General features: G+C 65.4%; 12 protein-coding genes. 1 reads left to right on the top strand and 11 read right to left on the bottom strand.

The window, feature by feature from the left end; genetic code table 11:
* Window positions 1-36: 36 nt before the first annotated feature.
* From ABIG06_RS24985 to ABIG06_RS24935, 11 genes are all read right to left on the bottom strand, one after another.
* Complete coding sequence (locus ABIG06_RS24985; protein WP_370138965.1) at window positions 37-1614, bottom strand: Do family serine endopeptidase; 1578 nt, start codon at window positions 1612-1614, stop codon at window positions 37-39.
* A gap of 220 nt (window positions 1615-1834) precedes the next feature.
* Window positions 1835-3178: a methyl-accepting chemotaxis protein gene (locus ABIG06_RS24980; RefSeq protein ID WP_370138964.1), complete on the bottom strand. Its 1344-nt coding sequence runs from the start codon at window positions 3176-3178 to the stop codon at window positions 1835-1837.
* Between the two features lie 125 nt (window positions 3179-3303).
* Window positions 3304-3786 carry a cytochrome c-type biogenesis protein gene (locus ABIG06_RS24975; protein WP_370138963.1) on the bottom strand — a complete coding sequence of 161 codons (483 nt, stop codon included), beginning with the start codon at window positions 3784-3786 and terminating at the stop codon, window positions 3304-3306.
* Window positions 3787-3790: 4 nt separating this feature from the next.
* On the bottom strand, window positions 3791-5773 hold the full coding sequence (locus tag ABIG06_RS24970) for a heme lyase CcmF/NrfE family subunit (RefSeq protein WP_370138962.1): 1983 nt from the start codon (window positions 5771-5773) through the stop codon (window positions 3791-3793).
* A complete protein-coding gene (gene ccmE, locus ABIG06_RS24965) occupies window positions 5770-6294 on the bottom strand; it encodes a cytochrome c maturation protein CcmE (protein WP_124161503.1) in 525 nt (174 codons plus the stop codon). The genes ABIG06_RS24970 and ccmE overlap by 4 nt, the downstream gene beginning before the upstream one ends.
* 37 nt (window positions 6295-6331) lie before the next feature.
* Window positions 6332-7438 carry a c-type cytochrome biogenesis protein CcmI gene (gene ccmI, locus ABIG06_RS24960; RefSeq protein WP_424578400.1) on the bottom strand — a complete coding sequence of 369 codons (1107 nt, stop codon included), beginning with the start codon at window positions 7436-7438 and terminating at the stop codon, window positions 6332-6334.
* 130 nt (window positions 7439-7568) lie between these two features.
* The gene (locus tag ABIG06_RS24955; RefSeq protein ID WP_199751751.1) at window positions 7569-7838 is read right to left on the bottom strand and encodes a hypothetical protein; all 270 of its coding nucleotides are present in this window, start codon (window positions 7836-7838) and stop codon (window positions 7569-7571) included.
* 98 nt (window positions 7839-7936) lie between these two features.
* A complete protein-coding gene (locus ABIG06_RS24950; RefSeq protein ID WP_370138961.1) occupies window positions 7937-9337 on the bottom strand; it encodes a hypothetical protein in 1401 nt (466 codons plus the stop codon).
* A gap of 160 nt (window positions 9338-9497) precedes the next feature.
* Window positions 9498-10874 (bottom strand): ATP-binding protein, encoded by a 1377-nt coding sequence (locus ABIG06_RS24945; protein ID WP_370138960.1) that lies wholly within the window; start codon window positions 10872-10874, stop codon window positions 9498-9500.
* Between the two features lie 106 nt (window positions 10875-10980).
* Window positions 10981-11655 carry a response regulator transcription factor gene (locus ABIG06_RS24940; RefSeq protein WP_011085905.1) on the bottom strand — a complete coding sequence of 225 codons (675 nt, stop codon included), beginning with the start codon at window positions 11653-11655 and terminating at the stop codon, window positions 10981-10983.
* Between the two features lie 242 nt (window positions 11656-11897).
* Window positions 11898-12053: a hypothetical protein gene (locus ABIG06_RS24935; protein ID WP_162832009.1), complete on the bottom strand. Its 156-nt coding sequence runs from the start codon at window positions 12051-12053 to the stop codon at window positions 11898-11900.
* A gap of 229 nt (window positions 12054-12282) precedes the next feature.
* Between ABIG06_RS24935 and ABIG06_RS24930 the strand changes: the two genes are divergently transcribed.
* Complete coding sequence (locus tag ABIG06_RS24930) at window positions 12283-13278, top strand: Ku protein (RefSeq protein WP_370138959.1); 996 nt, start codon at window positions 12283-12285, stop codon at window positions 13276-13278.
* The last annotated feature ends 56 nt before the right edge of the window (window positions 13279-13334 follow it).

The following is a 13334-nucleotide window of genomic DNA, read 5'->3' as shown; positions in this document are numbered from 1 at the left end:
GGCGATACCCTTCATCTCGTAGGCCTCCTTAAGGCCTCAGCCCTTGGCGAGGGGCACCGCGACAAAGCGCGACTGGCCGCCGCTCTTCACGCGCATCAGGACGCTGTTCTTGTTGTCGGTCCGCGCCGCGTTGATGGCGTCGCGGACTTCGCCCGCGGTGGCCACGCTCTTGCCGCCGACTTCGAGAATTACGTCGCCTTCCTTGAAGCCGCGTTCGGCCGCGGCGCTCTTCGGATCGACTTCGGTGACGACGACGCCTTCCTTGCCGGCGCCGGCCACGGAGTTCGCGGGCGCAACGGTCATGCCGAGCTTGGGCACGTCGGTGCCCTTGCTGGCACCCTTGCCGCTGTCATTGTCGGCGTCGGCCTTGGCCTCGACCGTGTTCGGCAGCTGGCCGAGGGTGAGGTTCACGACCTTGTCCTGGCCCTTGTGCAGCACGTTGAGCTTCACGGTCGCGCCCGGCGCCATGCCGCCGATGGTGCGGGCGAGCTCACGGGCGTCCTTGACGGATTCGCCGTTGACCGCCGTGATCACGTCGCCGGACTCGATGCCCGCCTTGGCGGCCGGACCGTTGGTCTGCGGCTCGGCGACCAGAGCGCCTTCGGCCTTCTTCATACCGAGGCTGTCGGCGATATCCGAGGTCACGGGCTGGATCTGAACGCCGATCCAACCGCGGCTGACCGAGCCCTTGTCCTTCAGCTGCGCGACCACGCTCTTGACGGTATTGGCCGGAATCGAGAACGCGATACCGACGCTGCCGCCGGAGGGCGAGTAGATCGCGGTGTTGACGCCCATCACCTCGCCGTTGGTATCGAAGGCGGGACCGCCGGAATTGCCCTTGTTCACGGGCGCGTCGATCTGGATGAAGTCGTCATAGGGGCCGTTGCCGATGTCGCGGCCGCTGGCCGAAACGATGCCCGCGGTCACGGTGCCGCCGAGGCCGAAGGGATTGCCGACCGCAAGCACCCAGTCGCCGATCCGCGGCTTGCTGTCGGCAAGCTTGGCGAACGGGAAGTTCGAGCCGCCCTCGACCTTGATCAGCGCGAGGTCGGTGCGCTGGTCGGTGCCGATCACCTTGGCGGTGTAGCTCTTGCCGTCATCGGTGGTGACCTCGACCTTGTCGGCGCCGTCGACCACGTGGTTGTTGGTCACGGCATAGCCGTCGGCCGAGATGAAGAAGCCGGAGCCCTGGCCCTGCACGACGCGGCCGCGGCCGCCCTTCAGGCCCGGGAAGCCATCGGGACCGCCGAAGCGGCGGAAGAAGCGCTCCATCGGCGAGCCCGGCTGGAACGGCGAGGAGGAATCATCGCCGTCATCGTTGCTCGCGATCTTCTCCTTGATGTTGACCTTCACCGAGATCACCGACGGCTTCACGCGTTCGACGATGTCCGCAAAACCGACCGGACGCTCGACTTTGCGAACCTCGTTGTTGACCTGCGCATGCGCCGGGCTCGAGAACAGGTCGGCCGGCGAGGTCGACGGGCTGAAGCCGTAGACGGCCGCGCCGAGGCCGGCGACGACCGATGCCATCAGCGCGAGCTTGCGCGCAGAGAACACCGAGCGGCGCGGCTGCCGGTACGACGGAAGATTCGAAAGGTCGGGACGTTCGGTCATGCAGAAATCTCCAGGGCCTTGAATTCCTTTGGCGCCGGATGCCAGCACCTTACGGACCTGAAGATGGGGGCTCGCGCCTTACCGTGCGCTGGCTGCGCGGTTAAACTTTCGTAATGAAGGGACGAGGTGGATGCGGCAGTTTAGCGCATGCCAAAAATCGTGGTGTTCCAGGAACTTAACCGAGTTCCCGGAACGGGCAGGAGCGCAGTTTTTGGCGCACTCAGCTCGCCCTGACACTGACGATGAACTCGTCGACCTCGCGCTTCAGGGTCTCGGCCTGCTGCGACAGATCGACCGCCGAATCCCGCGCCTCGGCGGCCATGCGGCCGGTCTCCGCGGAGGTCGAGGTGATCTGGACGATATGGTTGGAGACGTCGAGTGTGCCACGCGCGGCGTCCTGGGCACTGCGCGTGATCTCCTGCGTGGCGTTGCGCTGCTGGGCGGTGTCGACCTCGATGCCGGACATTATGGACGAAATCTCCGACAGCGTCCTGGAAATACCGTCGATCGCGCCGCGGGTCTCCGCGGTGATGCCCTGAATGCTGGCGACATGGGAGGTGATCTCCTCCGTCGCCTTGCTGGTCTGATGCGCCAGATTCTTCACCTCGGAGGCGACCACGGCAAACCCCTTGCCCGCCTCCCCGGCTCGGGCCGCCTCGATGGTGGCGTTGAGCGCCAGGAGATTTGTCTGCGATGCGATCGCCTGCACGAGCTGAACGACCTCGCCGATCTTGTCGGCGGCATCCGACAGCGTGTGGATCGTATCGCGGCTCTTCTCGGCCTGGGACGCCGCGCCCTCGGCGCGCTGGGTCGCATCCGTGACGCGGCGGCTGATCGTGCCGATCGAATTCGTCATCTCCTCGGCAGAACCCGCGACCGTCTGCACGCTGGCGCTGGCCTGGCTCGCGGCGCTCGCGACCGCATTGGCCTTGGTGCTGGTGTCGTTGGCCGTCCGCGACAGCGTCTCGGCATTGGTCTTCAGATGCACGGCCGATGACGCCACGCTGTCGACGACGCTGGCGACGAGATCGTCGAAGCGCTTGATCCGATCGTCCAGAAATTTCGACCGCTCGGCCTGATGCTGCGCTTCGTGCAGCTGCTGCTCGGAGAGGCGGCGCCGCTCGAGGCCGCTGGTCTTGAACACCTCCAGCGCACCTGCGAGCAGGCCGATCTCGTTGGTGCGACCGAGCCCGGGAACGGGCGTCTCGAACTTCTGGTCGGCGACCTCGCGCATGGCATGCACGATCGCCGCCAGCGGACTGAGAATGCCGTTGCGCACGGCGAACCAGGTGGTGAGGCAGATCGCGGCGGCGACGACAGCAATTATGCCGCAGGCGACCAGAAAATAGGAGAACGTGGTCTGCGCCTGCTGATAGATCTGCATGGCATGGTCGCGAACGGGGCCGCTCAGTGTGGCGAAGTCCGAGGACAGGCTGGTGATCTCGTTGTTGAGATAGAGCACCGCGATGAAGCCGGTGCCGCCGCCGATGCCCAGCAGGAACAATAATGCAGCGACGACGGCGCCGACCAGGAAGCGGATCGTCAGATTGCTGTTCGCGAACATCGGGAACTCAGAGTCTGGAATCGAATCTCGCGACAAGCTTCCAGACAAAGGTCAACATAGCATGAACCACGCGGCCGCGGCCGGCGGGCTACGTAGCACTACGTAGCTCTGACGACTCCACGCCGCTAGGAAGATTTAACTTCGTCCGACATCAAGGCCGCGAGCCGAGCCTTCTCCTCGGGCGTGAGCGGCGGCGCTGGTACGTCGGCACCACTCCGCGAGCGACGGCGGATTTGCAGCCACAGCGCCAGGCCGCCCCCGATCAGCAACAGCGGCCCGAGCAGCCACAGCAGAAAGGTCTGCCGCTCGAAGCGCGGTTTCAGCAGCACGAACTCGCCGTAGCGCGCCACCAGGAAGTCGAGCACCTGCGTGTTGCTGTCGCCCGCCGCAATGCGCTCGCGCACTAGGAGCCGCAGGTCGCGTGCCAGCGGGGCATCGGAATCGTCGATCGACTGATTCTGACAGACCATGCAGCGCAGCTCGCGCGACAGCTCCCGCGCGCGCGATTCCTTGGCGGGGTCCGACATGATCTCGTCGGGCTGAACAGCGTGGACCGCAGGCAACGCCAGCAGCATCAAGGCGACGAACGCGGCCATCATCCGGTGCATCGGATCACTCTGCGGGCTGGAGGCGCTGCCTGGCCCGCGCCGGCTTCGGCGCGCCGACCCGCAGGCGGCGGTCGGAGAGCGAGAGCACGCCGCCGAACGCCATCAGCACCGGTCCCCACCAGATCAGCAGCACCATCGGCTTGTAATAGATACGCACGGCGATGGCGCCTTCGGCGGTGGCATCACCGAGCGAGACGTAGAGCTGGCTCGCGCCGCGGGTCAGCAGCGCGGCCTCGGTCGTCGACGACCCGCGCGTGGTGAAGCTGCGCTTCGACGGCGTCATGACCGTGAGCGCCTCGCCATCACGGCTGATCTTGAACTCGGCGATCATCTCGCGGTAGTTCGGGCCCTGCCGTTGAAACAGCCCGTCGAGCTTCAGGTCATAGCCGGCGACATGGGCGACGTCGTTCGGCTTCATGGTCGCGATGTGTTCGCTGTTCCAGGTGGTTTCGCAAACGATCCCGATCAGCGCGACGCCGAGGCCGGCATGCGCAAACGCCGTGCCCCAGGCCGATCGCGGCAGGCCGCGCGACCGCTGCAGCACCGTTGCGAACGGCAGACGAACCAGCCCCGTCCGCTCGACGATGTCTGTGACAGCACCGGCAATGACGAAGACACCAAGCCCGATCGCGAGCGGCGCCAGCGTGCTGCCGCCAGTCGCCCAGCCCCAGGCGATCGCGACGGCGACAAGCCCGGCAACGCCGGCCGCGAGCAGGCGCTGCATCACGCCGAGCAGATCGCCGCGCTTCCACGCCAGCATCGGCCCGAACGGCACCGCAAGCAGCAACAGCGTAAACAGCGGAGCGAAGGTGAGATTGTAGAAGGGGGCGCCGACCGACATCTTGAAGTCCGAGAGCATCTCCATCGCCAGCGGATAGAGGGTGCCGAACAGCACCACCGCGCAGGCCACGGTGAGCAGCAGATTGTTCAGCACCAGCGCGCCCTCGCGCGAAATCGGCGCGAACAGGCCGCCCTGCTTCAGCGACGTTGCGCGGCCAGCGAACAGCGAAAGGCTGCCGCCGATGAATAGGCAGAGGATCAGCAGAATGAACACGCCGCGGGTGGGATCGGTGGCGAAGGCATGCACGGAGGTGATGACGCCCGAGCGCACCAGGAAGGTGCCGAGCAGCGACAGCGAGAAGGTCAGGATCGACAACAGGATGGTCCAGACCTTCAGCGCATTGCGCTTCTCCATCACCAGCGCCGAATGCAATAGCGCGGTGCCGGCGAGCCACGGCATCAGCGAGGCGTTCTCGACCGGATCCCAGAACCACCAGCCGCCCCAGCCGAGCTCGTAATAGGCCCAGTACGAGCCCATGGCGATGCCGAGCGTCAGGAATATCCAGGCGACCAGCGTCCACGGCCGCACCCAGCGCGCCCAGGCCGCATCGATCCGTCCCTCCATCAGCGCCGCAATGGCAAAGGAGAACGAGATCGAAAAGCCGACATAGCCGAGATAGAGCATCGGCGGATGCACGGCGAGACCGATGTCCTGGAGCACCGGATTGAGATCGCGGCCCTCGACCGGCGGGTTCGCGATGCGCAGGAACGGATTCGATGTCACCAGGATGAAGAGATAGAAGGCGCTGGCGATCCAAGCCTGGACGGCGAGCACATGCGCGCGCAGTGAGAGCGGCAGATTGTTTCCAAAAGCAGCGACCAATCCACCGAACAGCGCGAGAATCGACACCCACAGCAGCATCGAGCCTTCATGGTTTCCCCACACGCCGGTGATCTTGTAGAGCAGCGGCTTCGTCGAGTGCGAGTTCTCGTACACGTTGGCGACGGAGAAATCCGAATTCACGTGCAGCATCACGAGCGCTGCGAACGACACACCGACGAACAGGAGCTGCGCCAGCGCCGTGGAGCGCGCCACATTCATCAGGGCGGCATCGCGCAGGCGCGCGCCGACCAGGGGCACGATGGACTGAATCAGTGCCAGCCCAAGCGCCAGCACCAGCGCGTAATGTCCGGATTCTGCGATCACCGCATTGCTCCTTGCGGATTGCCCTGTGCGGTCGTGGCCGCAGGCTTGGCTCCCTCGGGAGCCTTGATGCTGTCAGAAGGCTTGCCGTAATCGTCCTTCCAGTGCCCCTGCTTCTTCAGGGCGTCGGCGACGTCCTTGGGCATGTAGGTCTCATCGTGCTTGGCAAGGACCGTATCGGCCTTGAACACGCCGTTGGCGTCGAGTGCGCCTTCGGCGACCACGCCCTGCCCTTCGCGGAACAGGTCGGGCAGGATGCCCTTGTAGGCGACCGGCAGCTTTGCATTGCCGTCGGCGACCTCGAAGGTCACCGCGAGATTGTCGCCGCGCTGCAGCGAGCCGGGCTGCACCAGCCCGCCGAGGCGAAACCGCTTGCCGGGCTCGACATGCTTCTCGGCGACCATGGTTGGCGTCGAGAAGAACACGATGGAGTCGCGAAGTGCGTTGAGCACCAGCGCGGCCGCGAGCGCGAGCACGGCGAGCGAGCCGCCGATGATGGTCATACGTCGCTGCTTGCGCGTCATGGCGTATCCGTTCTCCGCATCTCTCGTCCCGAAATCGTCATCCGCCGAGCCCGAGAGTCCTCAGGCCGTCGTTGAGCTGGCGCAGCCGCTCGGCGTCGCTGGCAACCGCCTGCCGGGCATCGGCCGATGCCCCCATGGCCTTGTCCCGCTCGCCCATCACGAGATAGGCGCGCACCAGACGCAGCCAACCCTCGACATCGTCGCCGTTCTGCTTCAGCCGCGTGGCCAGACGATCGACCATGCCGCGCACCATCGCGTTGCGATCGCCTTCGGCCATATCCCTGGAAGCAGCGAGCGTCTCATCGGACAGCGCGGGCATCGTGCCGCCCCCACCGACTCGCGCGAGCGAGGACTGCACCAGCGCACGCCAGGGCGCATCCGCGGGCGCCTTCGCAAGCAGCGCGCGCCAGATCGTGGCTGCATCGCCCTTGCGGCCGTCCTGCTCGGCGGCAAGACCCAGGAAGTAATTCGCCTTGGGATCGTCGGCGTTCAAGGCATGTGCTCGCTCGAATTCGGCCTTGGCCTCGGCGGTCACCACGCCGCCGGCAGCAGCCGAGATCGCTTCGCCGAGATCGGACCGGCGCTCCGCACTCTCGCCATTGTAGGTGAGCGAGTTGCGATAGGCGCGCACCGCGTCGTCGAAGCGGCCGAGCCGCTCCAGAACCGGGGCGAGCACGTTCCAGCCACGCCCGTCAGTCGGATTCTTTTCGAGATGTTGTTCGACCTGCACGACGAGACTCTCGAGCGACTGTGCCATGCCGGACCCGCGCTCCCGCTGCGCCAGGGGAAAGTCCTGAAGCCGCGGCGAGCCGAGCGGCATGTAGACGCCGACCGCAACGAGCGGCAGGCCGGCGAGCGCCAGCACGGCCGCCGCACGGCGCCATTTGAGGTTCGACTTCGGCGCCGTTGCGGGCTCGCTGGCTGCCGCCGCGAGCAGCCTGCGGCTGATCTCGATGCGCGCAGCCTCGGCCTCCGGCGCCGGGATCAGCCCTGCGGCGAGATCACGCTCGATCTCGGCCAGCTGATCCTTGTAGACCGCGACCTCGCTGCCCTGGTCTTGCGCGCCGCTACTGCGACCAAGCGGCCAGAGCACGGCGAAAATCGCCGCGACCGTCATCAGCGCGAACACGAACCATAGAGTCATCTGGCAAGCTTCCGGCAGCGCACAAACCGCGCCTATAGGTGCCTTTACACCACGGCCAGACGATGCGGCAATTGACAATTGTCAAAGCGCGCAACCGCATACGGTCCCGAAATAGTGAAAATCCAACAGCTTAGCCGATCTCGAAGTCCGAACTTCGCGCAGCGTCCTCGCCGTGCCCATTGAAGGCCCTCAAGAAGTATGTTCCCGGCTTGATTGCATCCGGCAATCTGATGCGCAGCGCTCCCACCGGAACCCGAGATGCAACCCTCGTGATTGTCTCCGGCAGTTGGCGATCGCTCGCCTTCTCGACCAACACCACCTTGGCGCCAACCATCAGCCTTTGATACTTGGCAACGATGACGCGGTTCTCAATCTCGATCGAGCTGATAACGGGTTTCATGCGCCCACAGATAGAAATTCCCCGAACTTGCTCGGGGACCGTACGGCGCGCCATCGATATGGTCAACCAGAAATTGCGCGAACGAAATTTTCGCTTAGTCAGCCCGCCCGCGACGATTTGCGCTCGCCAGTGAGTGCGTTCTCCGCGGCCCGGCTCATCAGCGAGGCATAATCGTCGCCGAACAGCACCTGGCAGAAGCGGATCGCGGCCTGCACCTGCTGCTGTCGATAGGCGCGGACCTTGTGATCGGCGGCGCGCAGCGACTGCACCAGCTGCTCGGTCGAGCGTTCCACATATTGCTGCAGATCGGAATAGGTGCGCAGCGTCACCTCGTTGATCGCAAGCTCGCTCGCATAGTTGCGGCAGGTCGCGACGAAGTCGATCAGCGCCACCGCTTCCTCCACCTCCGTGCTGTCGACCCGCGCGCCCGGCGGAATGTCTTTCTCGGGGCGCTGGCGCAGGATACGGCGAACGCGGCCGGGAACGCTGTCGATCTCGGATTGCAGCGCATTGGAGATATCGGCGCGGATCGATGTCAACTGCTTGCCCCAGGCGGAATCGTTGCGCAGGTCGAGCTCGGTGCGCAGGCCGCGCACGCCGTCGTGCAGCGTCTTGAGATTGTCGGCGACGTTGTCGAAATGGCCGCGCTTGATGTCCATGCGAAGGATCGCGGCCACGCGGGACAAATCATGCAGCGCGATCGTGACGGCGACGCCATAAGGCGTTGCCGCCACGCGGATCTCGTCGTCGGACGCGGCAATCTTGATGGCGAGGCGGATGATCTGCCAGGGGGCGGTCATGCGCTGCACGATCATCGAGAGCGCGAAGGGCAGCATCTGCGGCGTCTGCAGCGCCGGAACGTTGAGCGCTGACGTCACCGAAGCGATCTGGGGATCACCGAAGGCGCGCAGGAAGCGCGGCAGCCTCTCGTTCACCGTGGCGATGGCCTCGCGGACCTGGAGTATCGCACCAACCGAATAAAGATCCTCGATCACGTTCGGCGGGCCGACACGCGCCAGCGCGCGCGATTTGTCGCCTCCGCCCGGCCCCGTCAGCTCGAAGATGGCATCCGCCGCCACCGACTGGAGCTTCGAGGCCAGGGCTTCGACCTGCCCTGCATCGTCCGCCGGCATGCGCGACAGTACCGCCTCGAATTCGTTCACCTTCTCCGGCGCGCCGTCACGGCCGAGCCACTGCCAGATCGGCTGGAGCGAGGAGCGGCGAATCTGGCCGGCCCGGAGCGGAGTGCCCGCCTCGACCAGGAACGGTTCCAATATCTGGAACAGCAGCCGGGATAGATCGTCGGTGCGCGGCGGCGGAGCCTCGTCGACTTCGGTCTTGCGGACGATCTTGCGCAGCTGCTCGAGCACCAGGGTCGCGACAGCCGTGTCCTGGCCGCGCTCCAGCGCGCGCTCGAATTCCCGCATCAGCAGGGCCTGCGCCTGCGGCGGGAGCTGCGCGAGATATTCCCTCAGCCGCTCGATCGATGTCTGGCTCATGCGCCCGGGTAATGCACGGTAAAATGACGGACATGGGATGCGTCCGGGCGCGATCATAGGACGCCCCACTTAAGAAGCCGTTTAGGAAGTGTGTCCGAATGCCCCTGGATTCCTCTGGCCGGAGATCGAGAAAGACGAAAAACGGCGTCGAAACAAGCGATTAAAGTCCGGGAAGGACCAATTCGGCGCGCAGGCCGCCGGTCGGCGCAGCACCGAGCGAAAGGCTGCCGCCATAGAGCGCGGCGAGGTCGACCACGATGGAGAGGCCCAGTCCCGATCCGGGCTTGGACTCATCGAGCCGCTGGCCGCGCCTTGAGACCTGCGCGCGCTCCGCTTCCGACAGGCCACGGCCGTCATCATCGACGATGATCCGCAGGCGCGGACCCGCGCCCGCCCGGTGCGGCGCCTCGACCAAAACCTCGATGAGGACGCGCGAGGCTGCCCATTTGCAGGCATTGTCGACGAGATTGCCGACCATCTCTTCCAGATCCTGTCGTTCGCCGCGAAATTTTGCCGACGGATCCGCCTTGGCTTCAACGACGATGCCACGATCGCGATAGATCTTCTCCATGGTCCGCCGCAGCGCCTCGATGGCAGGCGCCACCTCCGTCACGGTCGCAACCACCGAGACCCGCGCCGCAATGCGCGCACGCTCGAGATGATGGGCGACCTGGTCGCGCATCAGGTCCGCCTGCTCCATCACCTTGGCCGCGAACGGATCAGCCAGGTGGGCACCGGCCTCGTTGACGATGACCGAGAGCGGCGTCTTGATCGCGTGGGCGAGATTGCCGACATGGGTGCGCGCGCGCTCGACGATCTCGCGATTGGCATCGATCAGCGCATTGGTCTCGCGCGCCAGCGGCGCGATCTCGACCGGGAATTCACCCTCGAGCCGTTCCGCCCGTCCGGAGCGGATGTCGGCGATCGACTCCGAGATGCGCTTGAGCGGCGCAAGGCCGAAGCGGACCTGGAACACGGTCGTCAGCAGCAGCACGATGCCGAGCGCGGTGAAGGTGCCGCCGAGATAATAGTCGAAGCTCCGCGTCTCGTCGAAGATCTCGGTGTCGTCGCCAGCGACGCTGACGAGAAACTTGCCGTCGGCGCCGAGGTCGACCGGCCGTTCCACCATGCGCAGATTCTGCCCCTCCGGGCCGTCGACATAGGCGAGGCGGATGCCGGCGGCGGTGAGTTCGGCGCCCTGGTCTTCCAGCTTCGGCAGCTTCTTGTCCCAGAGCGAGCGCGAGGAGCGCACCTCCGGCTTTTCGGTGTCCGTGCGCGTGATCTGCCAATACCAGCCGGACAGCGGCAGCTCGAACAGGGGCTCGCCGAGCGACTGGAACTGGCGGTCCGGCGGCTCGTCGGGGGTCGCGACCTCGGCGATGAGGGTGCGCAGATAAAGATTGAGCCGGCGATCGAAGGCGCGCTCGGTGGCGTTCTTGTAGACCGACGACAGCACCACTCCGGTGATGGCCAGGATCACCACCAGCCAGGCGGTCGCCGACAGGAACAGTCGGTTCGCAAGCGAGCTAGCGGCCATCGGAACGGTCCCGGCACGGGCTGGAAGTCAGGTCGTCGGAGGTCATGGGCCGACCAAGGCCCGTGTCAGGGCGGCCGTCAAGCCCGGACGGCGCGAAGTCCAGGCCTCAAGCGCCCGGTGCAGGCGGCGGGGTTAGCAGGTAGCCGAGGCCCCGGACGGTCTGGATGATGTCGACATCGAGCTTCTTGCGGATACGGCCGACAAACACCTCAATGGTGTTGGAGTCGCGGTCGAAATCCTGGTCGTAGAGATGCTCGACCAGCTCGGTGCGCGAGACCACCCGCCCGGAATGGTGCATCAGATAGGCCAGAAGCCGATATTCGTGCGAGGTCATCTTGACGGGATTGCCCGACACGCTGACCCGGCCGGTCCTGGTATCGAGGGTGACGGGGCCGCAGCTGAGTTCGCTCTGGGCGTGGCCGGTCGAACGGCGCAGCAGGGCGCGGATGCGCGCCAGCACCTCCTCCAGGTGGAACGGCTTGGCGACATAGTCGTCGGCGCCGGCATCGAACCCCTGCACCTTGTCGCTCCAGCGATCGCGTGCGGTGAGGATCAGGACCGGCATGGTGCGGCCGTTGCGGCGCCAGGCCTCCAGCACCGAGATGCCGTCCTTCTTCGGCAGGCCGATGTCGAGCACCACGGCGTCATACGGCTCGTTGTCGCCGAGATAGTGCCCCTCCTCCCCATCGAAGGCCCGATCGACGACATAGCCGGCGTCGGTCAGCGCTTTGGTGAGCTGGCGATTGAGATCTGGGTCGTCCTCAACAACGAGCAGGCGCACGCTTCTCTCCAAAGATCGACTGCAAGAACAGGCTGCATGAACACCGCCAGAGATGAACAATTCCGGCGTGAACTGAATATGAACGCGCGGAACCGGGCTACGTTACTTTTTGGTCATATAGAACCTGTCGCGAGCCAATGCGACTGCGCCCGCCATGCCGCAGGACGAGCCGGCGGCATGGCGGGCGCAATGTGCCGCGTTGCGCGGCGAGCCGGGGGGCCCCCGGCGTCCGGATCCGGCCGTCAGGTCCGGAAGAACACGAACCAGACGACGGCGAGGATCAGGATCGCAAGTCCGGTCGAGATGGCGAGCAGCGCCGCCACCGAAGGCCCGGGCTCGCCCTGGCGCGCCTCGGTCGGAGTTTCCACGATGCGGTTCTGCTCTCGCGTGGTTGCCATGGTGACCTCGATCTGTGGCTGTCGCTTGCGATGGCCGCGACTTTCCTCGCGGCTCTGAAGTGCCGGGGCAACGCGTGATCCCGGGCGATGTTCCGGACCATGGGGCGCCGGCAATACGGCGCAGGCAGCGATTAACGCCGTTGCAAGATTCCGCGCGGGCGGTTGCTATGATTCGCACCTGGGCGATGTTATCCTTGCCGCTTGTCCTCTGTTGCGTCTGGAGTAGCCCATGGCCCCCCGCGCCAATTGGAAGGGTTTTCTGCGTCTGTCGCTCGTGACCTGCCCGGTCGCGCTCTATCCGGCCACCTCGGACACCGAGAAGGTCTCGTTCAACCAGATCAACCGCAAGACCGGCCACCGGATCAAGTACCTCAAGGTCGACGCCGAAACCGGCGACGAGGTGACCTCCGAGGACATCGTCAAGGGCTACAAGGTCGACACCGACACCTATATCGAGGTCACCAAGGACGAGCTGGACGAGATCGCACTCGACTCCACCCATACGATCGAGATCGACGAGTTCGTGCCGAAGGCCGACATCGATAACCGCTATCTGATCCGGCCCTATTACCTCGTGCCGGACGGCAAGGTCGGCCACGACGCCTATGCGGTGATCCGCGAAACCATCCGCAGCATGGACAAGGTCGCGATCGGCCGCGTGGTGCTGACCAACCGCGAGCATATCATCGCGCTGGAGCCGCTCGACAGCGGGCTGATGGGCACGCTGCTGCGCTATCCCTACGAAGTTCGCAGCGAGAAGGAATATTTCGACGACATCCAGGACGTGAAGCTCACCAAGGACATGCTCGACCTCGCGAAACACATCGTCGAGAAGAAGTCCGGCGCGTTCGAGCCGGAGCTGTTCGAGGATCATTACGAGACGGCCCTGATCGATCTCATCAACAAGAAGCGCAGCGGCATGCCGATCACCGCGAAGGCCGCACCGAAGACCGGCGGCAATGTCATCAATCTGATGGACGCGCTGAAGAAGAGCATCGCGAACGAGAAGGACGCAGCTCCCACGGCGAAGGTCGCCAAGGAGACCATCAAAGGCAAGAGGCCGAAGAAGCGCGTCGAGGGTCAGCGCGAGATGCTGCTGCCGATCGCCGGCAAGGGCGGCAAGGACGCCGCGGCGAAGACAGCAACCAGGGAAGCGGCCAAGGACGCTTCGAAGAAGGCCGACAAGCCGGTGCGGGCACCGGCGCGGGCGAAGAAGGCCGGCTAGCGCCATCCCCCGCGATCGCGCCGTGATGTCTCTCCCCGTCGATCAGGCGGCCTGAC

The sequence above is a fragment of the Bradyrhizobium sp. USDA 326 genome (assembly GCF_049739485.1).
In the GTDB taxonomy this organism is placed as follows: Bacteria; Pseudomonadota; Alphaproteobacteria; order Rhizobiales; family Xanthobacteraceae; genus Bradyrhizobium.
Note: the sequence above shows the minus strand (reverse complement) of the source record. Positions and strands in the feature narration are given on the sequence as shown.

Coding starts and splice junctions, on each gene's coding strand:
- ABIG06_RS24985 (WP_370138965.1), bottom strand. CDS start 1,614: ATGACCGAACGTCCCGACCTTTCGAATCTTCCGTCGTACCGGCAGCCG.
- ABIG06_RS24980 (WP_370138964.1), bottom strand. CDS start 3,178: ATGTTCGCGAACAGCAATCTGACGATCCGCTTCCTGGTCGGCGCCGTC.
- ABIG06_RS24975 (WP_370138963.1), bottom strand. CDS start 3,786: ATGCACCGGATGATGGCCGCGTTCGTCGCCTTGATGCTGCTGGCGTTG.
- ccmE (WP_124161503.1), bottom strand. CDS start 6,294: ATGACGCGCAAGCAGCGACGTATGACCATCATCGGCGGCTCGCTCGCC.
- ccmI (WP_424578400.1), bottom strand. CDS start 7,438: ATGACTCTATGGTTCGTGTTCGCGCTGATGACGGTCGCGGCGATTTTC.
- ABIG06_RS24955 (WP_199751751.1), bottom strand. CDS start 7,838: ATGAAACCCGTTATCAGCTCGATCGAGATTGAGAACCGCGTCATCGTT.
- ABIG06_RS24950 (WP_370138961.1), bottom strand. CDS start 9,337: ATGAGCCAGACATCGATCGAGCGGCTGAGGGAATATCTCGCGCAGCTC.
- ABIG06_RS24945 (WP_370138960.1), bottom strand. CDS start 10,874: ATGGCCGCTAGCTCGCTTGCGAACCGACTGTTCCTGTCGGCGACCGCC.
- ABIG06_RS24935 (WP_162832009.1), bottom strand. CDS start 12,053: ATGGCAACCACGCGAGAGCAGAACCGCATCGTGGAAACTCCGACCGAG.
- ABIG06_RS24930 (WP_370138959.1), top strand. CDS start 12,283: ATGGCCCCCCGCGCCAATTGGAAGGGTTTTCTGCGTCTGTCGCTCGTG.